This is a genomic window from Streptomyces sp. NBC_01433, from assembly GCF_026340105.1.
Taxonomy (GTDB): Bacteria; Actinomycetota; Actinomycetes; order Streptomycetales; family Streptomycetaceae; genus Streptomyces.
The window spans coordinates 1,022,703-1,049,237 of the sequence record NZ_JAPEPM010000002.1 but is presented as its reverse complement, the minus strand read 5'-3'; the positions used below and the strand labels follow the sequence as shown (position 1 = coordinate 1,049,237).

Genomic DNA, 26,535 nt, shown 5'->3' with positions numbered 1-26,535 from the left:
CCCGCGCCCCGCCCCGGCGTCCTCGTACATGGTGGCCACCCCCGGAAATGGGTGGTGTCCCCGATAGCCCGCGCGGGAACGGGTCGAGGAGCATGAGGAACGAGTACCGCGTCCCGCTCCCGCGCCGTACACGCCCGGGAGCACGGCTTCGCACCCGGCGGTTTCCGCACCGGGAAGGAGACACCCATGCCCACGTACGACGAGCGGCTGCGTGACATCGAGGAGCGGCTGCGCCACGACGACCCGGGATTCGCCGCCTCCCTGTCCGGCGGCGGCCCGCGTTCCCGTTCCCCGCGTTCCCCGCGTGAGTACCGCAGGGGCCACGCCTGGCTCTGGCTCGCCGTCGGGCTCGTCGCATTGGGCGTCGGTATCGCGGTGGGGCACGGTCTCCTCATCGCCGCCGGGCTCGTGGTGGCGGGTGTGGCCGGCCAGCTCTTCGATCCACAACGCGGCCGCCTCCACGGCCGGAACGTGCCCCCGGCCCACTGAGCGCTTGCGCTCGGCACCGGCGCCGCGGTGTGCGGTCTGCTGGTCGCGGTGCTGCCCGGACGAGACGCGCCGAGGCCCCGTCGGGCGGACGGGGCCTCGGCGCGCGGGAGGTGAGCGGGAGGTGAGCGAGCGCTGTACGTCTGTCAGCAGACGCTGTCCGTCGGCTTCGGGTTGCCGAGGCCGAAGAGCGGGCGCAGTCGCAGACCCGCCCAGGTCCCGAGGATCGCGACGGCGCCCCAGACCCATCCGTGCAGCGAGCCGGAGGCGATCCCCGCGAGGTACGCGCCGATGTTGCAGCCACCGGCCATCCGGGCGCCGATGCCCATCAGGATGCCGCCCAGGACGGCGGCGACGGCCGTGCGGCCCGGGATGGCACGGTGCAGCGTCCAGACCCCGCCCGCCGCGGCGGCCACCGCCGCACCGACCATGATGCCGATGTCGGTGAGACTGTTCTTGTCGGCGAGCACCGGGCCCGACAACTGGGCGGCACTGCCCGGCTGCCGGTAGAACTCCCACGCCTCCGGCGAACCGCCGAGAGCGCCCACGACCTTGGCGCCCCACAGGGCGAACGCGCTGGTCACGCCCCAGGCCCCGCCCGACACCAGCAGCACACCGGCACCGAGCACGGCGAGCACGAGCGCACCGACGGCGAGCGGCCAGGAACCCCGGACGGCGCGGGCCAGGGCACCGCGCGCGGACGGCGGCGTGCCCACCGGCGGCGGAGTACGGCGGTTCTGCACGGCGCGGGCGACGAACCAGATGACCGCGAGCACCGCGATCGTCACCGCCCAGGAACCGAACCAGCCCACATGGTCGGAGAGCAGGACCGGGTCGAGCGCGGGCAGATCGCTCCACAGGCCGAACTGCCAAGCGGCCAGGGTCGATCCCACGATGAAACCGAAAAGGGTGAGGACGATCGTCGACTGGCCCGAACCCACGGCGAACAGGGTGCCGGAGGCACAGGCGCCACCGAGTTGCATCCCGATGGCGAACAGGAAGGCGCCGACGAGCAGGCCGATCCCGAGCGGCCCGGCGCTGGGTGCCGGGACGGAGCCGAACAGTCCGGTGCCGCTGCCGATGATCAGCGCGAAGAGCGTGGCGGTGGTGCCGAGCAGCAGGGTGTGGGCGCGCAGCCCGGTGCCGTTGCCGACGGCCACCAACTGACGCCAGGCGGAGGTGAACCCGAAGCGCGAGTGGAAGAGGGCGAACCCGAGCGCGATACCGAGCAGCAGCAGCGTGCCCGGCTTGGCGCCGTGCCGGGCGAAGACGTACGAGCTGAGCGCGGCACCGATCACGGCGGCGACGGCGAGCGGCACCCGGCGTACGGGAGGGGCGGGCTCGGCCTCGGGAGCGGGGAGGGATGTGGTGACGGGGGAGAGCAGGGCGGCACGGGGCGGCGCCCCGGCAGGGGGAGCGGTAGTCAAGAGGTTCTCCGGAAGAGGGAGGGGCGGACCGGCTGGGGGCGCGCGTGGGAACGGGCCCCGGAACGCGTGCGTCAGGGACGACAGAGCGCGTCGTCGACGCTCCACGTGGTGGCCGCGAAGAGCGCGAGAGCCAGCTGACGGGCAGGTCCGAACATGTGCGCCACTGTAGGCGCGCCCGGAGAAGCGGAATGAGTCGTCTCGCATCGCGAGAACGGAATCGCGGTGGGTGAGACGTCGCGGGGCCGTGCCGACTATGAGGTCCGACCACATGGCGTGCGTGACATAGTCTGAGAATTCGACCGTTCGTGACGAGCAGGGAGTGGTGGATGCCCGTCGAGTGGCAGCCCGTACGGCAGTCCCGTACGCATGAGCTCGTTCTCCAGAGCATCGAGGACCGGGTGTTCGCCGGCGAGCTCAGAGCGGGCGACCGGCTGCCGCCCGAAAGGGAGCTGGCCCCGGTGCTCGGTGTCAGCCGCTCCGCGCTGCGCGAGGCACTCAGGGTGCTGGAGACCATCGGCGTGCTGGTGGCCCAGCCCGGACGCGGTCCGGACTCCGGGGCCCGCATCGTCCGCAATCCGGACGACGCCCTCGGCCGGCTGCTGCGCCTGCACTTCGCGCTCGGCAGCTACAGCCTCCACGATGTGCTGGAGGCGCGGGTCGTCCTGGAGCGGTCCAGCTTCGAAGCCGCGGCGGCGCACGCCTGCGACGAGGACCTCGACGAAGCGGAGCGGCTGCTCCTGGGCATGGCGGAGCCGGACGTCACGGCGGCCGGGTTCAACGACCTGGACACCCGCTTCCATGTGCTGATCGCCCGCAGCTCCGGCAACGCGCTCACCTCCACGCTCACCTCCGCCGTACGCGAGTCGGTACGCCCGCTGATCCTTCGCGCGCTGGAGGAGGCGACGGACTGGCCCGCCACGGCCCGCGCGCTCAACTCCCAGCACACGCGGCTGCTGCGCCTGGTGCGCGAAGGGCGGGGCGGCGCGGCCGCGGACCTGGTGGAGGAGCACATCCGCGGACTGCACGGCACGCTCGTCGACGAGAACGCCGGGACATAGCCGCCGGTCGGTCGGTCGGTCGCTCGGTCAGGCGATCAGGAGTCCATCGAAGGGACGGTGCGCGACGCACCGTCCCCTTTTCGTGCCCGCTGGTTCCCCGTACGGACCGAGACTAGTATGGTCCGACCATACAAACGACCGGGGAGGCCCCATGCGCATCGGACTCTTCGCCACCTGTCTGGGAGACACGCTCTTCCCCGAGGCGGTGAAATCCACCGCTGTCCTGCTCGCCCGGCTGGGCCACGACGTGGTGTTCCCGCCGGAGCAGACCTGCTGCGGCCAGATGCACATCAACACCGGCTACCAGCGCGAGCCCGTCCCGCTGGTGCGCGACTTCGCCGACCAGTTCGGCGACGCGTCGATCGAGGCGGTCGTGATGCCGTCGGGCTCGTGCGCGGGCTCGGTCCGCCACCAGCACGAGATCATCGCCGCCCGGTACGGGGACGCCGCGCTGCGCGCCTCGGTCGCCACCGTCAAGGCGAAGACGTACGAACTGTCGGAATTCCTTGTCGACGTCCTCGATGTCACCGCGGTCGGCGCGTACTTCCCGCACCGCGTCACCTACCACCCCACCTGCCACTCCCTGCGGATGCTCCGGGTCGGTGACAAGCCGCTGAAGCTGCTGCGTGCCGTCGACTCCATCGACCTCGTCGAACTCCCCGAAGCCGATGTCTGCTGTGGTTTCGGCGGCACCTTCGCCGTGAAGAACGCCGAGACGTCCACCGCGATGCTCCAGGACAAGATGAGCAACATCGCCACCACCGGGGCCACCGTGTGCACCGCCGGTGACTCCTCCTGCCTGATGCACATCGGCGGCGGGCTCTCCCGGATCAAGTCCGGTACGCGCACCCTGCACCTCGCCCAGGTCCTCGCCGCCACCCGCACCTCGCCGTACGCCCCGCTGGAGGCCGCCGTATGAGCACGTTCCTCGGCATGCCCGCCGCCCCGCCGCGCTCCCCCTACGGAACGGGCAATCTGCGCGGCGAGCGGACCTTCCCCAAGGCCGCCCACGACGAGCTGCGCAACGAGCAGCTGCGCCGCAACCTCGGCCGCGCCACCCGCACCATCCGCGCCAAACGCCTCCACGTCACCGGCGAACTCCCCGACTGGGAAGAGCTGCGAGAGGCCGGGTCGGCGATCAAGACGGACACCATGAACCGGCTCCCCGAACTCCTGGAACAGCTGGAACGCAAGGTCACCGAGCGCGGCGGCACCGTCCACTGGGCCCGTGACGGAGCCGAGGCCAACGAGATCGTCACCCGGCTGGTGAAGGCTACCGGCAGCGGCGACGTCATCAAGGTCAAGTCGATGGCCACGCAGGAGATCGGTCTCAACGAGCACCTCGAAGCGGCCGGGATCACCCCGTACGAGACCGATCTGGCCGAACTCATCGTGCAGCTCGCCCACGACAAGCCGTCGCACATCCTGGTACCCGCGATCCACCGCAACCGGGACGAGATCCGGCAGATCTTCCTCAAGGAGATCCCCGGAGTCGACCCGACGCTCGACAACGTGCCCGCCCACCTCGCCGCGGCCGCCCGCGCCTATCTGCGCGAGAAGTTCATGACGACGAAGGTCGCCGTCTCGGGCGCCAACTTCGGTATCGCCGAGACCGGCACCCTGTCGGTCGTCGAGTCCGAGGGCAACGGCCGGATGTGCCTGACCCTGCCCGACACCCTCATCACCGTCATGGGCATCGAGAAGGTGCTGCCGCGCTTTTCGGACCTGGAAGTCTTCCTCCAGCTGCTGCCGCGCTCCTCCACGGGCGAGCGGATGAACCCGTACACCTCGATGTGGACCGGGGTGACGCCCGGCGACGGGCCGCAGGAATTCCATCTGATCCTGCTCGACAACGGGCGCACCGCGGCACTCGCCGACACCGTCGGACGCGCGGCGCTCAACTGCATCCGCTGCTCGGCCTGTCTCAATGTGTGCCCGGTGTACGAACGGGCCGGGGGCCACGCGTACGGGTCGACCTACCCCGGCCCGATCGGTGCGGTGCTCACCCCGCAGCTCGCCGGGATGCACGCGGCCAAGGACGACCCCAACAGCTCGCTGCCGTACGCCTCCAGCCTCTGCGGTGCCTGCTTCGACGCCTGCCCGGTCAAGATCGACATCCCCTCGATGCTGGTCGAGCTGCGCCATCAGAACACGGAGGAGTCCGGTACGACGGCGGAGAGGCTGGCCATGAAGGCCGCCGCCACCGTGATGAGGAAGCCGAAGCTGTTCACCGCCGCGCAGAAGGCAGCCGGTATCGGCCGGGTGCTGGCCGGGCGGGACGGCACCCTGTCGCATCTGCCCGCACCGTTCAGCGGCTGGAGCGACAGCCGGGACACCGCGGCTCCGCCCAGGCAGACCTTCCGCTCCTGGCTGGCATCGGCGGAGGGCGCCGCCACCATGCGGGACGCCGCAGCCGCAGCCGACGCCCACGGTAACGGCGAGGCCCACGGTAGCGGCAACGGACCCCAGGAGGACGAGAAGTGACCACCGCTCGTGACACCGTGCTCGGCCGCGTCCGGGACGCCCTGGCCCTCGCGCCCACCGCCGCGACCGTCATTCCGCGCGAGTACCGCACCGGGCGCACCCTGCCCGACGACGCCCGCCTCGCCCTGTTCACCGACCGGCTCGTCGACTACAAGGCGCGCGTCCGCGCCTGCACCGCCGACCGCACCGCCGAGGTGATCGCCGAGGTCCTGCGGGAGTGCGGCGCCCGCCGGATCGGGGTGCCGGCCGGGCTCGACGAGGCGTGGCTCGGCGCGTTCGACGGCGAGGTCCAGTGGGACTCGGCCGACATTCCGGCGCCGAGCCTCGACGCCCTGGACGGCGTGGTGACCGCGTCCGCCGTCAGCTGCGCCGAGACCGGCACGATCTTCCTGGACGGTTCGTCCGGTCAGGGACGGCGGGCCCTGTCGCTCGTCCCCGATCTGCACGTCTGCGTCGTGGACCTCTCCTCGGTCCGGGTCGGTGTGCCGGAGGCGGTGGCCGGGCTGGTGCCGGAGCGGCCGACGACCCTGATCAGCGGGCCCTCGGCCACCTCCGACATCGAACTGGAGCGCGTGGAGGGCGTCCACGGCCCGCGCACCCTCGCCGTGGTGATCCGCACGGACGTGTAGGGCCCGGACTACCGGCGGTGGTCCACCGCCACCGCCGCGGGCCTCGCCGCCGAGGACCCGAAGACGATCCGGGTCCTCGCCGCGTCGTCCGTACGGTCGCCCGCACCGTCGTGCGCCCAGATGACCTCGATGGTGTCGCCGTTCACGTCCACCCCGCTCACCACCGCGTCGAGTCCGGTGGCGTCCGGCTCGGCGGTGAGCGAGGCGAGGGCCACCAGCAGGACCGTGCCCCGCGCGTCGGCGGCGAGCCGGGGCAGGGCCGCCCAGCGGGTGAACGCCGTGCCCTGCGGCGCCCGTACGTCCTCCACCGTCTCCCAGCCGTGCAGCCCGTGCAGCTGGGACCGCACCCCGTCCCCGGGGCCCGTCGCCCAGCCGGTCTGCTCGACCCGCGCCCCGTCCGGAGCCCCGAGCACCCGGTGTACCCGCAGCTCGTAGCGTCCCCGCACGACGGTCACGCTCTCCACCCGCAGCCCCGGCACCGTGGCCGGCCCCGTCGGGAAGACCGGGCGGTGCCAGGACGCCGCCCAGCCCCAGCCCTCGCCGTGCCCGGCGCCCAGCGGGTGGATGCGCAGCCGGGAGCTGCGCGCCCCGCCGACCCGCACGGACAGATGGTTGTCCGCCGCGTTCGCGGCGGCGGTCGGACCGGTCACCGTGGAGTACGCCAGCCGCGCGTAGAGCGGGTCCTCACCGGCCGCCGACTCGCCCTCGTGCGGCCGGATGTGGTCGCTCCCGTGGTTGTGCAGCCGGACGATGCCGTCCGCACGCGTCGACTGCACGAGGAAACCCGGAGCGGACAGCGACAGCACCCGGTCGGGCCCCTCGCTCGGCGCCGGTTCCTCGGCCGCCGTCCACAGCGGATGCTCCGCGGGGGCGAGCAGCGCGACGAACGCCTTGGACGCCCAGTACGGCGACGAGGGGCCGGAGTAGGTCTGGAGCGTGGCCTCGTGCGGGCCGTGCCAGCCGAGGGACAGCAGCCCGTCGTCCCCGGTCGCGCCCCGTTCCATGAAGTAGCGCAGTGACCCGTTGACCAGGCGCCGGGAGACTCCGGGAGACAGGGGGGTGTGCCCGGAGACGGCGCCGATGCCGACCGCCGCGCCCGCCGCGAAGCGGTAGGAGAGGGAACGCCCGAAGTGCAGGGGAGCGCCGTCGGCGCCGAACATCAGCGAGAAGCTCTCCAGGTGCTCGCGCAGCCGTGCCCCGTAGCGCGCCGACAGCTCCGCGTCGCCCGACAGATACGCGTCCAGCACCGGATACAGGTGCAGGGCCCAGCCGTTGTAGTGGTCGAAGGACCGCCCGTCGCCGTCCGCGTACCAGCCCTCGCCCCGGTACCAGCCCTCCAGGAGCTCCAGCGCCCGCTCCTTGGCCCGCGCGGTCTCGTCGTCGCCGCGGCCCACCGACTCCAGGAACCCGGCGACGGAGTACGGGAAGAGATACCAGTTGTTGGGCGCCGGGGTGTGCCGCAGAGCGCTCCGGAGCCATACCTCGGCGCGGTCCCGCACCCCCTCGTCGAGCCGGTCCCAGAGCCAGGGCCGGGTCAGCCGCAGCCCGATGGCGACGGACGCGGACTCCACCATGGGCTGCCCCTGCACCTGGTGGTCCAGGATCAGCGGCCAGGACTCGGTGTCGTCCCGTCCGGGCGTCCGCGTACCGGCACCGAGCCCGTCCGCGTACCGCTCCAGCCAGCCGTGCGGGTCCTTGCCCTCCGCGCCCGCGACCCGGAACGCGGCGGCCAGGAACGTACGGGCGTAACCCTCCAGACCGTCGGACCGGACCCCGGAAGCGGACGGCCGTCCGGGCAGGTCGAGCAGGGCCCGGCCGGGGGTGGCCCACCGCCAGGCGGCGTGCAGCAGCCCGTCCGCCGCGGCCTCCCAGTGCGCCCGGGTGTATCCGGTGTGCGGGCTCGACTCGCGGTCTTCCGGGGGGAGTTCGAAGGAGGGGGAGGTGGTCATGCGAGAAACGCCAGCCTTTCGTGCGATACGGGATGGGCGAAACCGTCGCCCGCGGCCCAACGGGCGGCCTCGCCGACCGCCAGATCGGTCAGCCGACGCCATTCGTTGCCCTGGGATCCGGCGAGATGAGGGGTGATCAGTGCGTTCTCGCACTCCCACAGGGGATGCGTGTCCGGCAGCTCGTCGGGCTCGGTGACATCGAGGATCGCCCGGATCCGGTCCTGCCGGAGTACGTCGGTCAGGGCGTCCTGGTCCAGGACCGCGCCGCGCGAGGTGTTGATCAGCACGGCGTCCGGCCGCATGGAGGCGAGGAGTTCACGTCCGACGAGCCCACGCGTGGCCGTCAGCAGCGGTGTGTGGACGCTCACCACATCGCTCATTGCGAAGAGTTCGCCGATCCCCACCTGCCGGACGCCGAGCGCCGTGGCCTCCGTCGCGGAGACGTACGGATCGTGCAGGAGGACCCGCAGATCGTACGGGCGCAGCAGCTCGATCACCCTTCGGCCGATCATCGACGCGGACAGGATGCCCACCGTCCGGCCGTAGTTGCCGACGTCCGGCGGCGTGCCGAGCCAGTTGCCCCGGCGGCGTACGGCGCGGTATTCGCGGGCCCGTTCCAGGGCCCGTTTGCCGGACAGCAGGATCATCGCGACGGTGTACTCCGCGACCGGGAGCGCGTTGGCGGCGGCGGCCGACGAGACCTCGATGCCGCGCTCCCAGCAGGCCGCGGTGACATGGCCGCGGACGGAGCCCGCCGTGTGGACGACGGCCCGCAGCGCGGGGGCGGCGGCCAGGACGTCCGCGTCAAGCGGCGGGCAGCCCCAGCCGGTGACCAGCAGTTCGACGTCCGCGAGGGCGGAGCGGGCCCGGTCGGTGGTGAAGTCGTCGAGGACGGGCGGCGGGGTGAGCGCGCACACCTCGCCCAGCGCGGCCAGGGCCTCGGGTGTGAGCAGGGCGGCCGCGGCGTCCGGCCGCATGGCGAGGGCGGCGCGCGGCCGGCGCACCGGCCGGGGGGCCGGAAGGGATGTGGTGTCGGTGGTGCGGGGCATCTCTCTCCTGGTACGAGGGGTCCGTTGCGGTGCTGTCGCCCGGCGGCGGGTCCGTGGCGGACCGGCTACTTGACCGCGCCCGCCGTGAGCCCCGACCGCCAGAAGCGCTGGAGCAGGGCGAACGCGAGGATCAGCGGAAGCACCGCGAGCAGCGAACCCATGATCACCGCGGGGTAGTACTCGGGGGAGACACTGGCGGCACTGTTCCAGGTGTAGAGCCCGAGACTGACCGGATACAGATCCTGGTCGGAGAGCATGACCATGGGCAGGAAGAAGTTGTTCCAGATCGCGGTCAGCTGGAAGAGGAAGACGGTGACCAGGCCCGGACCCAGCATCCGCAGTGCCACCCGGACGTAGGTGGTCAGTTCGCCCGCGCCGTCCACCCGCGCTGCTTCGAGCACCTCGTTCGGTACGTAGCCCTGGCTGAAGATCCGGCCCAGATAGACGCCGAAGGGGTTGAAGAGGACCGGGATGAACACCGACCAGAAGGTGTTCACCAGGCCGGTGGCCGAAGCCATCAGATAGAGCGGCAGCGCCAGCACGGTCTGCGGCACCATCACGGCCGCCAGCACCAGACCGAAGAGCTTCTCCTTGTGCCGGAAGTGGTACTTGTCGAAGGCGTAGCCGCAGCCGATGCTGACCAGGGCGCCGAGCGCCGCGCCGAGGACCGCGTACAACAGGCTGTTTCCGTACCAGCGCCCGTACAGCCCGCCGTCCATGGCGAACAGGTCCGTCAGGTTCCGCATGAAGGAGAAGTCGCCCGACGACAGCACCGCGCTCTTGAACAGCGCGTCCCGGTCCTTGGTGGAGGCGAGCACCAGCCACAGCACGGGCAGCAGGGTGTACAGCACCGAGATGCCGATGACGAGATTGACGACGGACCGGCCCAGCAGCCTCGGTCGCGGCGCGCCGGCCTTTCGGGGCGCGGCGGGCCGGGGCGCGGTGGGACGGGTGGCGGTCGACGCGCTCATCGGGCGTCCTCCTCGGCGGCGTCGGCACGGTTGGTCCAGCGGGTGATGCCGTAGGAGAGGGCGATCGTGAAGATCAGCAGGATCACCGAGGCGGCTGCCGCGAGGCCGTAGTTGTTACGGGTGAACGCGGCGTCGTAGATGTACATGCTGGGCGAGAAGCGGGAGTTGATCATCGGGGTCGACTGGCCGAGCAGCATCGGTTCGGTGAACAGCTGGAGCGCGAAGATCAGCGTGAACATCGCGACCATCACGATCGAGGACCGTACGAGAGGCGCCTTGACCTGGAGCGCGGTACGGACGGGTCCGGCCCCGTCGACGACCGCGGCTTCGATCACCTCGCGCGGGACGGCCTGCAACGCGGCGTAGAAGACGACCATGTTGTAGCCGAGATTGCTCCACAGGGCGATGTTCACGATCGACGGGAGCACGGTGTGCACACCCAGGAAGTCGACGGTGATGTCCGCCTTGCCGAGCAGTTCGATCACCGGACTCAGTCCGGGGGTGTACAGATACAGCCAGATGATGGCGGCGATGATGCCGGGCACCGCGTGCGGCAGGAACAGCGCGAGCTGGGCCGTGGCCCGCAGCCGCACCACTCCGGAATCCAGCAGCAGGGCCAGGGCGAGCGCGCCGATCACCATCAGCGGAATGTAGATCAGGCAGTACAGCGCGACGATGCCGAGACCGCCGAGGAACGTCGGGTCGGTCAGGACGGCGGTGTAGCCCCGCAGCCCGACGAAGACGGTGCGCTCGGGGCCGAAGCCCAGTCCCGGCTGGTCGTCGCTGAAGAAGCTCAGCCACACGGCCGTGCCGACGGGGATGAGGAAGACCGTGATCAGGAGGATGAAGAACGGCGTCATCAGGGCACCCGCCGCACCGAGTTCACGGCGCCGCGCGGATCTGCGGGCGGTGGGCGCGGTCGTGGCGGCGGACGGCGGACGGGGCGTTCGTGGAGCGGTGTTCGCCGGGGCGGAAACAGGGGTGGTGCTGGTCATGGATGTCACCTGCCTCTCTGCTGCGGGGACGAGGTCATGGGAGCGGCTGCCGGCGCGCTCGGGCCGGGCGGTACGCCGCGGACACGGCGCGGGACGGGCGTGCGGGGCGCGGGAGCGCCGAGCGAAGTACGGCGGGCGGGGCACGCGGGACGCTCAGGTGGAGTGGTCGGTGGTGGCGAGGCCGAGCGCCCGGAGATCGGGCATGGTGCCCTGCTGGGCGGCCTTCAACGACTCGATCAGCGAGCCCTGGCCGCCGCTCGCCCGCGCGAATCCGTCCTGCATGACCTTGCCGGTGGCGGTCATCCGAGGCCCCCAGATCCAGCCGTCCCGGATTTTGCGGGCCTCCTCGTCGAAGAGGGTGTAGATGTCCTGGCCGCCGTAGTACCCGCGGTCGAAGGCCTTGTTGCCCACGGCCACCAGGCCGGGAACGGCCGGGTACTGGCTGCTGGCGCCGCTGGAGAGCCGGGCCCGCAGGGAGTCCGGATGCGACACCTGCCACTCGATGAACTCCATCGCCGCCTCCGGGTGCGCGCTGTCCCCGGTGACGGCGAAGGTCGAACCTCCGTGGGTGCCGATGGCGGGTTTCGCCGGATCCCACTGGGGGAGCGGCGCGATGGCCCACCGGCCCTTCTGGCCCGGTCGGGCCTTCATCTGCGCACCCGCGTCCCAGGCACCGCTGAACCGGGCGAGAACGAGCCCGTTGCCGATCTGGGCATCGCTCTGCCGGCTCTCCACCGGGTTCATGAAGACCAGGTCCCGGTCGATGAGGCGCTGCCAGTACGCGGCGACACGACGGGTCGGGGCGTCGGCGAGCGAGACGTTCCAGGCGCCGCCCGCGGTGTCGAACCACTGGGCGCCCGCCTGCCAGGCGTACGCGGCCATGTGGTTGGCGCCGTCCGTCGGGAACAGCGCGATCCGACGGTCACCGCCCTTGCGGCGCACGGTCTGTGCCACCTCCTCGAACTCCGGCCAGGTGCGCGGCACCTCGATGCCGTACTCCGCGAAGAGATCGGTGCGGTAGTGCAGCACCATCGGCTCTATGTCGAGGGGGATGCCGAAGACCCGTTTGTCGAACGTGGTGAGTCCCAGCGCCTGGGGCAGCAGCGCGGCGCGCAGCCTCTCGCTCATCAGCCCGGTGAGGTCACGGGCGACGCCGTCGATGGCGAAGCCGGGCACCTGGGGGTATTCGAGGGTGGCGACGTCGGGGGCGTTGCCCGCCCGTGCCGCGTTGCTGAGCTTCGCGTACCCGCCCTGGGGCCCCGAGGGAATCTGCTGGAAATCGACCTGAATGGTGCGGTGGCCGCGGTTGAACGCGTCCACCACCTCCTGGCTGCCGCGCAGGGACGACCAGAAGGTGACGCGGGTCCGCCCGCCACCGCTCCTGACGGTGCTCGCGCTGCCGGCCGTGCTCGTGGTGCTGGTACTGCTCGTACCGGCCGATCGTGGTGATCCGTCGCTGCCGCAGGCGCTGAGCGCACCCGTCAGCGGCAGCACGGCGATCGTGGCCAGTACGGATCGACGGCTCTGTCGACCAGGCATGGGCGCCTCCCGAGGCTCCTGTTCGAGACAACGGGAATCCTGATCGGCTGATCGGTACGGGTCAATAGATCGCTCAGAAGAAAATGAAAGCGGTCAAACGATCATTCCTGGGGAGGGGTGATCCGCCCGGCCGAACCGCGCACCTTCAGCGCGGGCAACAGCTGCGTCCTGCGCACCGGACCGCTCGCCCCGTCCGCACCGCTCAGCCGGTACAGCAGCAGCTCCGCGGCGGCCCGCCCGATCTCCGCCTTGGGCGGCGCCACCGCGGTCAGCGGGGTACTGCCCAGCGCCGCGACCACATCGTCGTACGCCACCACGGAACAGTCGCGCGGCACCTGCAATCCGTTCTCGGACAGCCGCTGGACCAGCATCAGCGCGTCCACGTCGCCGTGCAGCACCGCGCCCGTCGCCCGCCGCTCCCGCAGCACCGACAGCAGATCCGGGACCGCGCCGTCCCCGGCACCCGGACCGGCGGGCGCTGCCGCCCCACCGCCGAGGGCCCCGCTCCCGGCGGCCACGGCCTCCCCCTCCGGCCCCGGACCCGGCACCGCGTCCGGAGTGCTGAGCACCACCGACCAGTCCTCCACCTCCGGCCGGGCGGCCGCGATCTCGGCGAACGCCGCCCGGATGGTGCGCGCCGTCGGGCTGTCGTTCCGGGCGGCCAGCACGATACGGCGATGGCCCAGCGACACCAGATGGTCCACGGCGAGATACGTTCCGTACCAGTGGTCGGAACAGACCGAGTCCAGCGTGTGCAGCGCGCTGCCCGGCCGCGGCCGCCGCTCCATCAGCACGGTCGGCACCCCCACCTCCGCGAGCCAGCCGTAGTCCGCCTCCTCCGAGAGCGCGCTGCGCCACCGCGGAGCGATCAGCAGCCCACGCGCCCCACCCGCCAGCGCCCGCTCCACCAGCGGCCGTTCGGCCCCGACGGCCTGCGGGGCGATGTGCAGGGCGATCCGCATCCCGGACTCCTCCAGCACCGAGCGCGCGCCGTGCAGCGTCTCGTACAGATACGAATGGCGCTCGGGTACGACCAGGGCGACCGCGCCCCCGTCCCCGGCCGGTTCCTCCCGCGGGGCGGCCGGTACGGCGTCCGCCCCGTCGACGGATCCGGCGGCGCGGGCCACCCCGTGCCCGCGCCGCAGCCGCCCGGCCCTGGCCAGCTCCTCGACGTCCCGGCGCACCGTGACCACCGAGACCTCCAGTTCGGCGGCGAGCACGCTCACCTTGACGGCGCCCCGCGACCGCACCACCGCCAGTATTCGCCGCCGCCTCAGTTCCACCGGCTCCCGCATGCTGCTGGCCCCCTCGCCGTTCTGCCGTTCGCTGTTCGTTTGAACGCTTCGTCTGAGCGCTTGGGGGCGCAGCATAGGCAGAAACCCCCCGCCGCCCGCCAGGGAACGGCGCGACCGGCCGCCGAGAACCGTGTGTGTCTACCATCTGATCTGGCATGGACACCTTCACACTCTGGCAACTGGCCGCGCTCGCGGCGGCATCCATACTCGTCGGCTTCTCCAAGACAGCCGTCAGCGGTGCCAATACGATCAGCCTCGCGGTCTTCGCGGCCGTACTCCCGGCCCGCGAATCCACCGGGGTGCTGCTCCCGATCCTGATCGCCGGCGACGTCCTCGCCGTGCTGGTCTACCGCCGTCACGCGCACTGGCCGACACTGCTGCGGCTGTTCCCCGCCGTCGCCGTGGGCGTGGTGGCGGGCACGGTCTTCATGATGTGGGCCGACGACGCCGCCGTACGGACCTCGATCGGCGCGATTCTGCTGTTCATGTCCGGTGTCACCGTCTGGCGGCGACGCGCCGCCGTTGCGGCGAAGAGCGAGCAGGAGGCGAAGCCTGAGGACGAGACCGCGGCGGAGACCGCCACGGGGCGGGGCAGTTCGCGCGGCGGCCGGATCACGGCGCGTATCTACGGCGTGCTCGGCGGATTCACCACCATGGTCGCCAACGCGGGCGGCCCCGTCATGTCGCTCTATCTGCTGTCCGCCGGGTTCCGGAAGCTGGGCTTCCTTGGCACGTCGGCGTGGTTCTTCCTGATCGTCAACACGTCCAAGGTGCCCTTCAGCGTGGGCCTCGGCCTCATCGACGCCCGTTCGCTGCTGCTGGACGCGTGCCTGGTGCTGTTCGTCATCCCCGGCGCGTACATCGGGCGCAGGTGCGTGGACCGGATCAACCAGAAGGTCTTCGAACGGATCGTCATCGGGGCGACCGTGCTGGGCGGACTCCAGTTGCTCCTCAACTGAGGATGCGGCCGGAGCCCGCCCAGTGGCGGCATCAGATGATGCCCTCGGCGATCTCCGCCTGCTCACGGGCGTTCCCGTAACTGGACGGGGTGCTGTACGAACGGCGGGCGACGAACCACCAGATCGTGGCGAGTATCAGCACCGCGACCAGGGCGATCGACGCGTAGTTCATGGAGTCGATCGTCACCGGCGAGGACTGCGGCAGCAGGAACAGCACCGTCACGATGGCGACCCAGACCACGGCGATCCAGCCGATCGGCTTGGACCAGCGCCCCAGGTGCCACGGGCCGCGTTCGAAGCGGTCCCCGGCGCGCAGCTTCAGATAGATCGGGATCGCGTAGGCGGGCGTGATGCCGATGACGTTGATCGCGGTCACCGCACCGTACGCGGTCGCGGAGTACAGCGACGGCACCGCCAGCAGCGCGGCGACACAGACCGACAGCCAGACGGCGGGCACCGGCGTCTGGGTGCGGGCGCTCACCTTGCGCCACAGCGCGGAGCCCGGCAGCGCGTTGTCCCGGCTGAAGGCGAACACCATCCGGCTGGCGGCGGCGACCTCGGCGTTGCCGCAGAACAGCTGCGCCGCGATCACGATCAGCAGCATGGCCGTGGCGCCCGAGGTGCCCAGCGCGTCGATCAGGATCTGGGCGGGCGGCACCCCGGTGGCACTGTTCTGGGTGCCCGCGTAGTCCTGGATCGCGAAGGTGAGACCGGCCAGCAGGAAGAATCCGGCCACCCATGACACCCAGATCGCGCGGACGATGCCCTTGGCCGCGGTCACCGAGGCGTTGGAGGTCTCCTCGGACAGGTGGGCCGAGGCGTCATAGCCGCAGAAGGTGTACTGGGCCAGCAGGAGCCCGATCGCGGCCACGTACAGCGGGTTCTCCCAGCCGGTGTCATTGACGAACTCGGTGAAGACGAACGACGGCGACTGGTGGTTCGAGGGCACGATCGCCAGTACGGAGACGATCACGGCGACGCCGCCGAGGTGCCACCACACGCTGATCGAGTTCAGCACACTGACCAGGCGGACACCGAACAGGTTCAGCACGGCGTGCAGCAGCAGGATGCAGAGGAAGATCAGCATCGTGTGTCCGGGCGTGGGGTTGAAGCCCCACTGCAGATTCAGCAGCGCGCCGGTGAACAGCGCGGCCCCGTAGTCGATACCGGCGATCGCGCCCAGCAGTCCGAGCAGGTTCAGCCAGCCGGTGTACCAGCCCCACTTGCGGCCGCCGAGCCGGTCGGCCATGTAGTACAGCGCACCGGACGTGGGGTACGCGCTGGTGACCTCGGCCAGCGCCATGCCGACGCAGAGCACGAACAGGCCGACACCGGCCCAGCCCCAGAGCATGACCGACGGGCCGCCGGTCGACATGCCGAAGCCGTACAGCGTCATGCAGCCGGACAGGATCGAGATGACGGAGAAGCTGATCGCGAAGTTGCCGAAGCCCCCCATGCGGCGGGCGAGCACCGGCTGATAGCCGAGCTCGCGCAGGCGTTGCTCTTCATCCTTCTGCGGAGTGGCCTCCGCGCTCGACTGCTTGGGGATGGATATGGACATGGGGCGAACCTCCGGGCGGGGGTGGGGACGGGATCACGGAAGGAAGCGGAAGGAAGCGGATTCGGGGGAGTGAGGGGGCGGGGGAAGAAGCGAGGCGGAGGGAAACGGAAGGAAACGGAAGGAAGGGGTGGGAGGGCGAACGTGAGCGGAACGGGCGCCGCCCGCTCAGCCGCGTCGGCCGGTTCCGGGATCCGGCGTGGCGGTCAGGCTCCGGCTGCGGGCCCGCAGGAACACGTCCTCAGCCGCCGCCGGATCACCGGGCGTGCGGGTACGGTACGCCCACGGGGCCGAGGTGTAGTACGGTCCCAGCGCTCTGAACACCGGCGCCGCGTCGGCGAATTGCAGAGCACCCCACAGGGCGTGGGCCAGATGGTTCAGGTCGAGCAGGGACTGGCGGGCCGGATCGGTGCGGAAGAACCACAGGTGCAGCGCCCGTTGGGCGTCACGCTCGCCGTCCTCGGTGACCCAGTGCAGGTCCAACGCCTTCTCGCCGCCGTGCTCACGGCGGTAACGCTCCACCCGGACGTACAGGGGAAGCACATGAAGAGGCGAACCGTTCGGTGCCGCGGAGGCCGCCCACTGAACGAAGTTGACCGCCTCGGACAGTGATCCGCCGCCCTGTCTGGCGTACACGAACTGGAGCATCCGGTGATATGCCTCGCGGTTGCACGGGTCACGCCTGTCCGCCTCCGCCAGCAGACCCCAGGGCCCCGGGAACAGCATCGGTCCCGGAGGCGGCATCCGGTGCTCCTCCAGTCGCTGCTGTTCGTCCAGCTGGGACAGGGCGAGCAGGCAGATCCAGGGCACCGGGTCGGCGGGGGAGGCGTGCGCGGCGGACCGGCAGCCCTCCCACGCTTCCTGCCACAACTGCTGGGCACGCGCGTGCCGTTCCCGGTGCGCGCGCACCGCGCGCTCCACGACGACCCGGGCGTGCATCACCGTCGCGGCGACGCTCTGCGGCTCCTCGGTAAGCCATGCCTGCACGGCGTCGGAACCCGCGGCCACCGCGCCGAGGACCTGGGTGCGCTGGGTCCACAGCGTCCAGTCGGGCGTGCTTTCCAGCAGATTCCGCATGGAGACCCAGCGGCCGGTACGCAGATCCTGCAGGGCGCCGCGCAGCTCGTTGTCGTGGCCCGCGGGGTGATAGACCGGCCGGAAGTCACTGGGGGCCATCGGATCGCCCCGCCCCCGGAGAGCCCGTGGCGGCGAGGCGGGATGCCGGGCACCGGGGCCGGGCTGTGCGTCTGGTCGTCATGAATCCTCAAGAGCGTGGGGGCAGGGAGCAGCGCAGGGCGAACTGCTCCGGAGAGTCCGGTTGTTGCTCGGCGGTGAGTGTAGAGCGCCGGGCGCCGATCTCCCGACGACTTTGCGGATCATACTGAAGTCGCAGTAGTTCCACGGACGTTGGCCGGGACATTCCGGTTCCGGCAAGGTGCCCGCGCCGGGGTTGACGAATGCCGTGGTCTGCACGATTCTGTGCGTGAAAGACCAATGATCACCGTTCCGTTCCATCTCGGGACCGCCGTACAGCTGGAGTGTCGATGTCAGGCCCGGTGCTCGCCGTCGACCAGGGGACTTCCGGGACGAAAGCGCTGGTGATCTGTCCCGAGCGCGGGGTGATCGGTTCCGGTTCGGCCTCCGTCCGGCCCCGGTACGGAGCCGGGGGCGTCGTCGAGGCGGACCCCGCCCAGCTGCTCGGTTCGGTTCTCGACGCCGGGCGGCAGGCACTGCGCGAGGCGGCCGAACCGGTCGCCGCCGTCGGCCTGGCCAACCAGGGCGAGACGGTTCTCGCCTGGGATCCCCGCACCGGCCGCCCGCTCACCGAGGCGATCGTCTGGCAGGACCGGCGGTCCGAGACCGTCTGTGCCCAACTCTCCTCCCAAGAAGAGGAGTTGAAGCAGCTCACCGGGCTGCCCCTCGACCCGTACTTCGCCGCCCCCAAGATGGCCTGGATACGGCGCGAACTGACCCGCGAGGGCGTCGTCACCACCAGCGACGCCTGGCTCGTCCACCAGCTGACCGGCGCTTTCGTCACCGACGCGGCCACCGCCGGGCGCACCCAGCTGCTCGACCTCGACCGGGTCGACTGGTCGCCCAGGGCCCTGGAGATCTACGGACTCGGCGGCGAGCGGCTCCCCGCCGTCGTCGACGCCGACACCACCGTGGGCACCACCGGCGCGTTCGGCGGAGAGCTGCCGCTCACCGGCCTGCTCGTCGACCAGCAGGCCGCCCTGCTCGCCCAGAACGCCCTGGACCCCGGCATGGCCAAATGCACCTACGGCACCGGGGCGTTCCTCCTCGCCCAGACCGGCGACCGGCCGCGACGCGGCTCCAGCGGCCTGGTCAGCTGCGTCGCCTGGCGGCTCCGCGGCCGTACGAGCTACTGCCTCGACGGACAGGTCTACACCGCCGCCTCCGCCGTCCGCTGGCTCACGGATCTCGGCGTGATCTCCGGAGCGGCCGACCTCGACCCGGTCGGCTCCGCCGTCCCCGACGCCGGGGGCGTCACGTTCGTCCCCGCCCTCGCGGGACTCGCCGCCCCCTGGTGGCGCGGCGACGTGCGCGGCTCGGTGACCGGCCTCGGTCTGGGCACCACGGCGGGCCATCTGGTGCGGGCCCTGTGCGAAGGCATCGCCGCACAGGTCGTCGCGCTCGCCGACGCGACCGCGTCCGACCTCGGCACCCCCCTGACGGCCCTGCGCGTCGACGGCGGCCTGACCCGCTCCGCGCTCCTCATGCAGACCCAGGCTGACCTGCTGCAACGACCCGTCGAAGTCTCCGCGCTGCCCGATGCGACCGCCCTCGGGGTCGGCGCCGTCGCCCGCCTCGGCCTCGACCGGCGCCTGCCGGTCCGACAGGCGCTGCCCGCGTGGGAACCCGCCGCCGTGTACGAACCCCGGATCGGCGCGGACGAGGCAGCCGAGCGGCTGGCCGGATTCCGCGCGGCGGTGGACACCCTCCTGGAGCGCGCATGACACCCACCGTCACCTGTGCCGGGGAGCTGCCCGACGGCGACCCGTACGACGTCACCGTCATCGGCGGGGGAGTCGTCGGCGCGGCGATCGCCCGCGAACTCGCCAAGTACCCGCTGCGCACCGCGCTCGTCGAGGCGTCCGACGACATCGGCAACGGCACCTCCAAGGCCAACACGGCGATTCTGCACACCGGTTTCGACGCGGTGCCAGGATCGCTCGAAGCCGGGCTCGTACGCGAGGGGCAGCGGCTCCTGACCGAGTACGCCGCCGGCGCCGGCATCCCCGTCGAACGCGTGGGCGCCCTGCTCGTCGCCTGGGACGACGAACAACGCGCCGTGCTGCCCGCCCTGTTGGCCAAGGCCGAACGCAACGGCTATCACGTGGCACGCCTCCTGGACGCCGACGAGCTGTACGACCGGGAACCGCGTCTGGGGCCGGGCGCGTTCGGTGCCCTCGAAGTCCCCGACGAGAGCATCATCTGCCCGTGGACGACCCCTCTCGCGTACGCCACCCAAGCCGTCCTGGCCGGAGTCCACCTGCACCTCGACTGCCGGGTGCTGCGCATCGACACAGGCCCCGACACGCACACCCTCACCACCTCGCGCGGCCCGCTGCGCACCCGCTACCTCGTCAACGCCGCAGGGCTGTACGCCGACGAGATCGACCGGCACCTGGGCCACGACACCTTCACCGTGACACCCCGCCGGGGCCAGCTCATGGTCTTCGACAAGCTTGCCCGCGACCTCGTGCGCCACATCCTGCTGCCCGTGCCCACCGCCGCGGGCAAGGGCGTTCTGGTGGCCCCCACGGTGTTCGGCAACGTGCTGCTCGGCCCCACCTCCGAGGACCTCGGCGACAAGACCGACACCGCCTCCAGCGCGGACGGCCTCCACTTCCTCCGGGAGAAGGGCCGGCGCATCCTGCCCGAGCTGCTCGACGAGGAGGTCACGGCCGTCTACGCCGGGCTGCGGGCCGCCACCGGACAGGAGGACTACCGGATCCAGGAGCACCCGGCCCAGCGGTACGTCACCGTCGGCGGCATCCGGTCCACCGGGCTCACCGCCTCCCTGGCCATCGGCGCCCATGTCACCGGGCTCCTCACCAGAACCGGCCTGGAACTCGGCACGGCGCGCGAGCTCCCCGGGATCACCATGCCCAACCTCGGCGAAGCGTCTCCCCGGCCCTACCTCCGAGCCGACCTGATCGACCGGGACCCGGCGTACGGAACCATCGTCTGCCACTGCGAACGCGTCACCCTGGGCGAGATCCGCGACGCGCTGAACGCCACCGTCCCGGCCCGTTCCCTGGACGGGCTGCGCCGCCGCACCCGCGCCCGGGGCGGCCGCTGCCAGGGCTTCTCCTGCGGACCCGCGGTCCGCGCCCTGTTCGAGGAGGCCCGGCGATGACCCGCCACGAGCGCACCGTGGACGTCCTGGTCGTCGGCGCGGGCCCGGCAGGTCTCGGCGCCGGGGCCGAACTCGCGGCATCGGGCGCCGGCCGGGTGGAGATCCTGGAACGCGAACTCGACGCGGGCGGCGTCCCTCGCCACTGCCGCCGCGGCGGATTCGGGCGGTGGCCACGAGGAGGGGAGACGGGGGACGAGTACGCCCGGCGGTGCGTGGCGGCGGCCGTGCGCGCGGGGGCCACCCTCCGTACCGGAGTCACCGTCACCGGCTGGGCGGAGAACGCTCCCGCCGACGGGGCGCACACCGTGGAGATCACCGGACCCGCCGGACTGGAACGGATCACCGCCCGCGCCGTCGTCCTCGCCACCGGCGCCCGCGAACGCCCGCGCAGTGCCCGTCTCGTCCCCGGCGGCAGGCCGTCCGGCGTCTACACCACCGGCGAGCTCCAGCAGGCCGTCCATCTGTACCGCCAGCCGGTCGGCAGCCGCGCGGTCGTCATCGGCGACGAACCCGTCGGCCACGCCGCCGCCGACACCTTGCGTACGGCCGGGGTCGAGGTCGTCGCCATGGTCACCGACCAGCCACCGTCCCCGGCCGCCGCGCTCCTGCGGCTCCGGGGCCGCTTCCCGATCCTCACCCGAGCAACCGTCACCGGGATCACGGGACGCACCGCGCTGACCGGAGTCACCCTGCGCCACGAGGACGGCCGCACCACCACCCTCCGCTGCGACACGGTGGTCTTCACCGGCGACTTCGTCCCCGACCACGAACTGGCCCGGCGCGCCGGTCTCACCCTCGACCGCGGCACCCGCGGCCCCGCGTACGACGCCGAGTTCCGCACCTCGCTGCCGGGTGTCTTCGCCGTGGGGAACCTGCCGCACGCCGTCGAGAGAGCCCGGGTCGCGTCGGCCGAGGGCCGTGCCGCGGCCGTCCCCGTACTGCGCCGTCTCGCCGGTGGCCCGCCGCCCGGACCGCGACCGGTGGCGCTGGCGGTCGACGCCCCGCTGCTGTGGATCGCGCCGAACCGGACCGGGCCGGCCGGGGCCCGCCCGCTGAGTGGCCGGTTCGTGCTGCGCACCGCGCGGCGGCTGGAGCGCCCCGTCCTCGTCGTCAGCCAGGACGGGCGTGAACTCGACCGGCAGCGGCTGCTGTTGCCCGCGGTGCCGGGCCGGGCGTTCCATCTGGGCGCCGGGTGGCTGGGGCGGGTCGATCCGCAGGGTTCCACCGTGCGGATCACCGCGGTCTGAAGCCGCCGGGCCCCGTCGCGCGAGTCCCCCGTCCACCGTCCCTGCCACCGTCCCCGTCCCCGCCCAGCGGGTCCGCCGGGCCTCAGCCGATCATCACGGGATCAGCAGCCAGTCGGCACCGACGGCTGCCACCAGGCCCACGCCCAGCAGCCAACTTCCCAGCCGGGTGCGTCCGTTCCTGCTCAGTTCGATCACGAGGCCGCACAGGATGAGCGCGAGCCCGTACACGCCGACGACCAGTACGGACGATCGGCTGGCGATGCGCAGGGCCAGAACGACGGCCATCGCCGCCATGCCCACCGAGGAGAGGATGATCCGCAACCGTCGGGCCTGACGTGGCGTCAGTCTCTTCTCGTCGGCGGCTGCGGCTATCGGGGCGTCCACGCCTTGGTCCTGTTCCTGGTCATGGTCAGAATTGCTCATGGAGCCGGATCGTAATGGCTGCGCGGCACGAGGGTCCGCGGACCCGGAGGATCACCCGTGCCCGGCGAAACGATCAGGCGATGGACGCCGATACGACGGCCGACACCGCGAGGTTGCAGGACGCCGTCACCCAGACCGCCGGGTGCGGATCGCGCTCGACGAGCGTGGCCCCCAGCTTCCCCGGCGTGACCAGGTCGACCACCAGGAAGGCCACGGCCATCATCACCAGGCCGAGCACCCCGAACGCGGCGGTCGAGACCAGCCCCTTGCCGAAGTCCTCGTACGTCGTCCAGATGGACGTGAACACGATGCCGCCAATGCCCAGCAGCGCCGAACTGAGCAGCACGGCCGCGTTGCGATTGCGCTCCTCCCAGATCTGCCGGCCCAGCTTGCCCGGGGTCAGGGCGTCGATCAGGAATATGCCGAGCACGAGCAGTACGACGCCCAGGGCCCCGTAGGCGGTGGCGCGGCCGAGGCCGTTGATGATGTCGGTCATCGAGAAACACGTCTCCAGGCAGGCGGTCGGGAAGGGGGATCACGACGCACGTGATCGACACGCGGTCAAGAAGAGGCAAAACCTATCGCACACATGAACGCCTGCCTGGCCGCCCCGGCCTGACTGTCTGCTCGTTGGCTCGTTGGCGTGCTGGCTCGTCCGTCCGACCGGCCGCCCTATGCCCGAAGTCGAGGTGCCTCAATCGCCGCGTCGACATTTCCGGCCTTTGCCGTCGCCCCCGCGCCCGTCTCCACCCGCCCGGCCAGCTCCTCGGCCCAGCCGATCAGTCCGCCGACCCCGATGCCGTGCGGATCGGTGCCCCGGAAGTCGCCGATCGCCGCCGCGCCCCGGCGCAGCAGCCGCGCCCCGCCGGTGGTGTTCCCACGGGCCGCGTGCGTCAGGCCGACCGCCAACTGTGCCAGCCCGCGCCACAGTTCCCGCTCAGCCTCGGGACCCGACTTCCAGGCGTCCTCGAACACCTCGTGCGCGTGAAAGGGCATCCCCGCGTCCAGCAGTCGCTGGGCCTCCCGTACGGTCTCCGCCGGGGCGCGCACCACGCCTTCCGGCTGCCGCTCGACCCCCGGAGTCCCGTAGGGCAGGGGGCGTCCCAGCCCGTCACGGGGGCGCGCGTTGTGCGCCCGTCCCTCGGTGTCGCGGTCCCTGCGAGTCTCGTCCACTCTCCGATTGTGCCCCGCACCTGCGGGGAATGGCGTGAACCCTGTCCGTGGACACCCGCGCACGACTAGGCTCGACAGTCGTCAGTGCCACTTTGGGGAAGGGTGGGCATGAAGCCGTCCCGGCCGTTGTACGAGCGTGAACCGGAACTCGCCGCTGCCGCAGAAGCCGTGGACGCCCTGTGCGGCGCCCAGGCTGTCGGCGGGCTGCTGGTCTTCAGCGGTGAGGCGGGCATCGGCAAGACGGCGCTGCTCGCCGAGATCCAGGCGCTCGCCGCCGACCGCTGCACCGTCTGGTCGGCACGCGGCGGTGAGACCGTGACCTCGGTGCCGTTCCACGTCGTGCGGCAACTGCTGCAGCCCGCGTTCGACCAGTTCCCGGCAGACGAGACCCGGGCGCTGTTCGGCGACTGGTACGAGATCACGGCGCCCGCGCTCGGCCTCGCCGAACCGAGCGGCTCGCAGCCCGACCCGCAGGGTGTCCGCGACGGTCTCGACTTCGTCGTCGCCAGGCTTGCCTCGCGCCTGAGCCACCGGCCCCTGCTGCTCATCGTCGACGACGCCCACTGGGCCGACGGAGAATCCCTCGCCTGGCTGGCCTCGTTCACCGCCCGCCTCGGTGAACTCCCGGTCCTGGTCGTCCAGGCGCACCGCCCGCAGGAACTGGCCGAGCGCAACGCGAACTACGCTGCCGACCGCGACGCGGAGCGCAATCCGGGCGGTCACACCGCGCTGGTCCGGGTCGCCCTGCGCGCTCTCACCCCGGACGCCACCGCCGAACTGGTCCGCGCGGCCCTCGGCGAACACGCCGACGACCCGTTCTGCCGCGAGGTGTGGGCCGTCACGGGCGGCAACCCGTACGAGGCCGTCGAGCTGGTCGCCAAGGTCCAGGACCGTGAGCTGCCGCCGGTCGAGGAATCGGCCGGCATGCTGCGTGAGCTGGGCGCGTCCGCCCGCGGCAGCGGACTCGTCGCCCGCCTCGAACGACTGGGCACCAACGCCAACCGCTTCGCCTGGGCCGCCGCGGTCCTGGGCACCGACATCTCCCAGGAGCTCGCGGCCACCCTCGCAGGGATGAGCCCGGCGGAGGCCGCCGACTGCACGGCACGGCTGCGCGACGCCCGTATCGTCAGCGGCTTCGACCCGCTGGAGTTCGTCCACCCGCTGATCGCCACCGCCGTCTACCGCTCGATCCCGCCGGCCACCCGCACGGCGATGCACGGGCGGGCCGCCTGGGCCATCACCCGCGCCGGGCTCGGCGCCGCCGCGGCCTCCCGCCATCTGCTGGAGGTCCACCCGGACGACGACCAGGAACTGGTCGCCCAGCTCCGCGAAGCCGCGAGCCAGCACCTCGCGGTCGGTGCGCCGGAAGCCGCCAGGCGCTGTCTGGAACGCGCGTTGGAGGAGCCGCCCCGTCCGCAGGCACGGGCCGCGCTGCTGTATGAACTGGGCTGCGCGTCGCTGCTCAGTTCACCGCCCACCACGGTGCGGCATCTGCGCTCCGCCCTCGACATGCCGGGACTGGACGACGGTCTGCGGGTCGACGCCACCTTCCGGCTCGCCGCGGCACTCGCCCACAACAACCAACTGCGTGACGCGGCGCTCGCGCTGGCAGCCGAGGCGGCACGTACGGCTCCGGGACCCGGACTGATGCGGCTGCAGGCGGCGCACTTCCTCTGGGAGGGCATGCAGGCCACCGAGACCGACGGCCCGACCCGCTCGCGAAGGCTCGCCCGCAACGCCGATCACCTGAAGGGCCGCGACAACGCGGAGCGGGCCCTGCTCACCCTGCGGGCCTTCGACGCCATGCTGCGGGGCGAGAACGCCCAACTCGTCGTCGACCTCTGCGAACGCGCCCTGATCGACGGCAGTCCGGCGCGCGGGCTCGGCTGGACCGACTCCGAATGGGGCTTCGAACTCCCCACGATGGTCGGCATCGCCTACGCCTTCACCGATCAACTGGACCGCGCCGAGAGCCTGTTCGGCGAGGCGGTGCGCGCCTTCGAGATCTCCGGCTGGAGCGGGGCGCACTTGGCCTTCGCCCACACCCTGCTCGGCCTGGTCCACCGGCGGCGCGGCCGCCTCGCCGAGGCGGAGGGCTTCCTGCGCGAAGGACTGCGCCTGGCCGACCGGGTCGGCAGCGGGCTCCCCGTGCACTGGGACGCCACCTGTCTGCTCATCGACACGCTGATCGCCCGCGGCCGTACGGTCGAGGCCCGCGAGATCGCCGACCGCTACAGCTTCGGTGCGCCCTATCCCAGTGCCATGGTGCTGCCCGACGCACCCTGCGTCCGAGGCCGCCTGCTCCTGGCCGAAGGCCGTACGAAGGAAGCCGTCGCCGAATTGGAGGCGGCGGGCGCGGCCCTGGAGCCGCGCGAACGCTTCAACGGGGTATGGGCGCCCTGGGCGGGCGACCTCGCCCGTGCTCTGGCCGACGACGACCCGGTGCGTGCGGCTCAGCTCGCCACCCGCGCCAGGGTGCACGCCGAACGCTTCGGCACGGACACCGCGATCGGCGAAGCCCTGCGCTGTGTCTCCCTCTTCGCGCCCCCGGAAGAGGCCACGCATCTGCTGGCCGAGTCGGTCCGCCATCTGGAGAAGACCTCGTCCGCCTACGAGCACGCACTGGCCCGGGTGGAGTACGGAATCGCGATCAGTTCGCACCGTGAGCTGTCCCGTGCGCAGAAACAGGCCATGGCCTGCGGAGCGGAAGGGCTCGCCGCCCGCGCCCAACGGGCACGGGCGTCGATCCGCTCCTCGGAGTGAGGTAATGTTCCTCTTGCGCGGCCACCTGGGACAACCGGGAGGAAACGCATCGGGACGTGGCGCAGCTTGGTAGCGCACTTGACTGGGGGTCAAGGGGTCGCAGGTTCAAATCCTGTCGTCCCGACTGGAGACAGTCGCAGATCAGG

General features: G+C 71.8%; 22 protein-coding genes and 1 tRNA gene. 11 read left to right on the top strand and 12 right to left on the bottom strand.

Annotated elements, in window-relative coordinates:
* Positions 1-186 precede the first annotated feature (186 nt).
* Positions 187-489, top strand: coding sequence for a DUF3040 domain-containing protein (locus tag OG413_RS32190; protein ID WP_266811764.1), 303 nt, complete (start codon positions 187-189; stop codon positions 487-489).
* Positions 490-632: 143 nt separating this feature from the next.
* Here OG413_RS32190 and OG413_RS32185 read toward each other — a convergent pair whose 3' ends face one another.
* Positions 633-1,913 (bottom strand): YeeE/YedE family protein, encoded by a 1,281-nt coding sequence (locus OG413_RS32185; protein ID WP_266811762.1) that lies wholly within the window; start codon positions 1,911-1,913, stop codon positions 633-635.
* 326 nt (positions 1,914-2,239) lie between these two features.
* Here OG413_RS32185 and OG413_RS32180 point away from each other — a divergent pair, with 326 nt between their 5' ends.
* The 4 genes from OG413_RS32180 (at position 2,240) to OG413_RS32165 (ending at position 6,084) form a co-directional block, all read left to right on the top strand.
* Positions 2,240-2,971 (top strand): FadR/GntR family transcriptional regulator, encoded by a 732-nt coding sequence (locus tag OG413_RS32180; RefSeq protein ID WP_266811761.1) that lies wholly within the window; start codon positions 2,240-2,242, stop codon positions 2,969-2,971.
* Positions 2,972-3,122: 151 nt separating this feature from the next.
* Positions 3,123-3,890 (top strand): (Fe-S)-binding protein, encoded by a 768-nt coding sequence (locus OG413_RS32175; RefSeq protein ID WP_266811759.1) that lies wholly within the window; start codon positions 3,123-3,125, stop codon positions 3,888-3,890.
* Positions 3,887-5,455, top strand: coding sequence for a LutB/LldF family L-lactate oxidation iron-sulfur protein (locus OG413_RS32170; RefSeq protein WP_266811758.1), 1,569 nt, complete (start codon positions 3,887-3,889; stop codon positions 5,453-5,455). The genes OG413_RS32175 and OG413_RS32170 overlap by 4 nt, the downstream gene beginning before the upstream one ends.
* On the top strand, positions 5,452-6,084 hold the full coding sequence (locus OG413_RS32165) for an LUD domain-containing protein (RefSeq protein WP_266811757.1): 633 nt from the start codon (positions 5,452-5,454) through the stop codon (positions 6,082-6,084). The genes OG413_RS32170 and OG413_RS32165 overlap by 4 nt, the downstream gene beginning before the upstream one ends.
* Positions 6,085-6,092: 8 nt before the next feature.
* Here the strand turns inward: OG413_RS32165 and OG413_RS32160 are convergent, their stop codons facing one another.
* The 6 genes from OG413_RS32160 to OG413_RS32135 form a co-directional block, all read right to left on the bottom strand.
* A complete protein-coding gene (locus OG413_RS32160) occupies positions 6,093-8,033 on the bottom strand; it encodes a DUF2264 domain-containing protein (protein WP_266811756.1) in 1,941 nt (646 codons plus the stop codon).
* Positions 8,030-9,082 (bottom strand): hydroxyacid dehydrogenase, encoded by a 1,053-nt coding sequence (locus OG413_RS32155; protein ID WP_266811754.1) that lies wholly within the window; start codon positions 9,080-9,082, stop codon positions 8,030-8,032. Before OG413_RS32155 ends, OG413_RS32160 begins: the two co-directional genes overlap by 4 nt.
* A 65-nt stretch (positions 9,083-9,147) precedes the next feature.
* Entirely contained in the window at positions 9,148-10,053 is a 906-nt protein-coding gene (locus OG413_RS32150) for a carbohydrate ABC transporter permease (RefSeq protein WP_266811752.1), read from the bottom strand.
* Positions 10,050-11,048, bottom strand: a complete 999-nt coding sequence (locus OG413_RS32145) for a carbohydrate ABC transporter permease (protein WP_266811750.1) — start codon at positions 11,046-11,048, stop codon at positions 10,050-10,052. The genes OG413_RS32150 and OG413_RS32145 overlap by 4 nt, the downstream gene beginning before the upstream one ends.
* Before the next feature lie 153 nt (positions 11,049-11,201).
* Entirely contained in the window at positions 11,202-12,587 is a 1,386-nt protein-coding gene (locus OG413_RS32140) for an ABC transporter substrate-binding protein (RefSeq protein WP_266811748.1), read from the bottom strand.
* Positions 12,588-12,688: 101 nt separating this feature from the next.
* The gene (locus tag OG413_RS32135) at positions 12,689-13,882 is read right to left on the bottom strand and encodes a substrate-binding domain-containing protein (protein WP_266811746.1); all 1,194 of its coding nucleotides are present in this window, start codon (positions 13,880-13,882) and stop codon (positions 12,689-12,691) included.
* A gap of 155 nt (positions 13,883-14,037) precedes the next feature.
* Between OG413_RS32135 and OG413_RS32130 the strand changes: the two genes are divergently transcribed.
* On the top strand, positions 14,038-14,841 hold the full coding sequence (locus tag OG413_RS32130) for a sulfite exporter TauE/SafE family protein (RefSeq protein ID WP_266811744.1): 804 nt from the start codon (positions 14,038-14,040) through the stop codon (positions 14,839-14,841).
* A gap of 31 nt (positions 14,842-14,872) precedes the next feature.
* Here OG413_RS32130 and OG413_RS32125 read toward each other — a convergent pair whose 3' ends face one another.
* Together OG413_RS32125 and OG413_RS32120 are read right to left on the bottom strand one after the other, a co-directional pair.
* Positions 14,873-16,402, bottom strand: coding sequence for an amino acid permease (locus OG413_RS32125; RefSeq protein ID WP_266811742.1), 1,530 nt, complete (start codon positions 16,400-16,402; stop codon positions 14,873-14,875).
* A gap of 165 nt (positions 16,403-16,567) precedes the next feature.
* On the bottom strand, positions 16,568-17,575 hold the full coding sequence (locus tag OG413_RS32120) for a hypothetical protein (RefSeq protein ID WP_266811740.1): 1,008 nt from the start codon (positions 17,573-17,575) through the stop codon (positions 16,568-16,570).
* 368 nt (positions 17,576-17,943) lie between these two features.
* Between OG413_RS32120 and OG413_RS32115 the strand changes: the two genes are divergently transcribed.
* Genes OG413_RS32115 through OG413_RS32105 form a run of 3 tightly spaced genes read left to right on the top strand, consistent with a single transcriptional unit; the run spans position 17,944 to position 22,030 of the window.
* A complete protein-coding gene (locus tag OG413_RS32115) occupies positions 17,944-19,377 on the top strand; it encodes an FGGY family carbohydrate kinase (RefSeq protein WP_266811738.1) in 1,434 nt (477 codons plus the stop codon).
* The gene (locus OG413_RS32110; protein ID WP_266811737.1) at positions 19,374-20,783 is read left to right on the top strand and encodes an FAD-dependent oxidoreductase; all 1,410 of its coding nucleotides are present in this window, start codon (positions 19,374-19,376) and stop codon (positions 20,781-20,783) included. The genes OG413_RS32115 and OG413_RS32110 overlap by 4 nt, the downstream gene beginning before the upstream one ends.
* On the top strand, positions 20,780-22,030 hold the full coding sequence (locus OG413_RS32105; protein ID WP_266811735.1) for an NAD(P)/FAD-dependent oxidoreductase: 1,251 nt from the start codon (positions 20,780-20,782) through the stop codon (positions 22,028-22,030). The genes OG413_RS32110 and OG413_RS32105 overlap by 4 nt, the downstream gene beginning before the upstream one ends.
* Before the next feature lie 93 nt (positions 22,031-22,123).
* On the opposite strand, the gene OG413_RS32100 is transcribed toward OG413_RS32105, so the two are convergent.
* From OG413_RS32100 to OG413_RS32090, 3 genes are all read right to left on the bottom strand, one after another.
* Positions 22,124-22,453 (bottom strand): hypothetical protein, encoded by a 330-nt coding sequence (locus tag OG413_RS32100; RefSeq protein ID WP_266811733.1) that lies wholly within the window; start codon positions 22,451-22,453, stop codon positions 22,124-22,126.
* A gap of 73 nt (positions 22,454-22,526) precedes the next feature.
* Positions 22,527-22,949, bottom strand: coding sequence for a DUF350 domain-containing protein (locus OG413_RS32095; RefSeq protein ID WP_266811731.1), 423 nt, complete (start codon positions 22,947-22,949; stop codon positions 22,527-22,529).
* Between the two features lie 176 nt (positions 22,950-23,125).
* A complete protein-coding gene (locus tag OG413_RS32090; protein ID WP_266811729.1) occupies positions 23,126-23,626 on the bottom strand; it encodes a DUF309 domain-containing protein in 501 nt (166 codons plus the stop codon).
* 108 nt (positions 23,627-23,734) lie between these two features.
* Between OG413_RS32090 and OG413_RS32085 the strand changes: the two genes are divergently transcribed.
* Positions 23,735-26,389 (top strand): AAA family ATPase, encoded by a 2,655-nt coding sequence (locus OG413_RS32085; protein ID WP_266811727.1) that lies wholly within the window; start codon positions 23,735-23,737, stop codon positions 26,387-26,389.
* A gap of 50 nt (positions 26,390-26,439) precedes the next feature.
* Positions 26,440-26,513, top strand: a tRNA-Pro gene (locus tag OG413_RS32080).
* Positions 26,514-26,535 lie beyond the last annotated feature (22 nt).

What these genes read in the sequence shown, in the direction of transcription:
- OG413_RS32135 (WP_266811746.1), bottom strand. Translation starts at nt 13,882, where the DNA reads ATGCGGGAGCCGGTGGAACTGAGGCGGCGGCGAATACTGGCGGTGGTG.
- OG413_RS32120 (WP_266811740.1), bottom strand. Translation starts at nt 17,575, where the DNA reads ATGGCCCCCAGTGACTTCCGGCCGGTCTATCACCCCGCGGGCCACGAC.
- OG413_RS32155 (WP_266811754.1), bottom strand. Translation starts at nt 9,082, where the DNA reads ATGCCCCGCACCACCGACACCACATCCCTTCCGGCCCCCCGGCCGGTG.
- OG413_RS32145 (WP_266811750.1), bottom strand. Translation starts at nt 11,048, where the DNA reads ATGACCAGCACCACCCCTGTTTCCGCCCCGGCGAACACCGCTCCACGA.
- OG413_RS32140 (WP_266811748.1), bottom strand. Translation starts at nt 12,587, where the DNA reads ATGCCTGGTCGACAGAGCCGTCGATCCGTACTGGCCACGATCGCCGTG.
- OG413_RS32110 (WP_266811737.1), top strand. Translation starts at nt 19,374, where the DNA reads ATGACACCCACCGTCACCTGTGCCGGGGAGCTGCCCGACGGCGACCCG.
- OG413_RS32160 (WP_266811756.1), bottom strand. Translation starts at nt 8,033, where the DNA reads ATGACCACCTCCCCCTCCTTCGAACTCCCCCCGGAAGACCGCGAGTCG.
- OG413_RS32085 (WP_266811727.1), top strand. Translation starts at nt 23,735, where the DNA reads ATGAAGCCGTCCCGGCCGTTGTACGAGCGTGAACCGGAACTCGCCGCT.
- OG413_RS32175 (WP_266811759.1), top strand. Translation starts at nt 3,123, where the DNA reads ATGCGCATCGGACTCTTCGCCACCTGTCTGGGAGACACGCTCTTCCCC.
- OG413_RS32105 (WP_266811735.1), top strand. Translation starts at nt 20,780, where the DNA reads ATGACCCGCCACGAGCGCACCGTGGACGTCCTGGTCGTCGGCGCGGGC.
- OG413_RS32180 (WP_266811761.1), top strand. Translation starts at nt 2,240, where the DNA reads ATGCCCGTCGAGTGGCAGCCCGTACGGCAGTCCCGTACGCATGAGCTC.
- OG413_RS32190 (WP_266811764.1), top strand. Translation starts at nt 187, where the DNA reads ATGCCCACGTACGACGAGCGGCTGCGTGACATCGAGGAGCGGCTGCGC.
- OG413_RS32170 (WP_266811758.1), top strand. Translation starts at nt 3,887, where the DNA reads ATGAGCACGTTCCTCGGCATGCCCGCCGCCCCGCCGCGCTCCCCCTAC.
- OG413_RS32095 (WP_266811731.1), bottom strand. Translation starts at nt 22,949, where the DNA reads ATGACCGACATCATCAACGGCCTCGGCCGCGCCACCGCCTACGGGGCC.
- OG413_RS32115 (WP_266811738.1), top strand. Translation starts at nt 17,944, where the DNA reads ATGTCAGGCCCGGTGCTCGCCGTCGACCAGGGGACTTCCGGGACGAAA.
- OG413_RS32150 (WP_266811752.1), bottom strand. Translation starts at nt 10,053, where the DNA reads ATGAGCGCGTCGACCGCCACCCGTCCCACCGCGCCCCGGCCCGCCGCG.
- OG413_RS32125 (WP_266811742.1), bottom strand. Translation starts at nt 16,402, where the DNA reads ATGTCCATATCCATCCCCAAGCAGTCGAGCGCGGAGGCCACTCCGCAG.
- OG413_RS32130 (WP_266811744.1), top strand. Translation starts at nt 14,038, where the DNA reads ATGGACACCTTCACACTCTGGCAACTGGCCGCGCTCGCGGCGGCATCC.
- OG413_RS32100 (WP_266811733.1), bottom strand. Translation starts at nt 22,453, where the DNA reads ATGAGCAATTCTGACCATGACCAGGAACAGGACCAAGGCGTGGACGCC.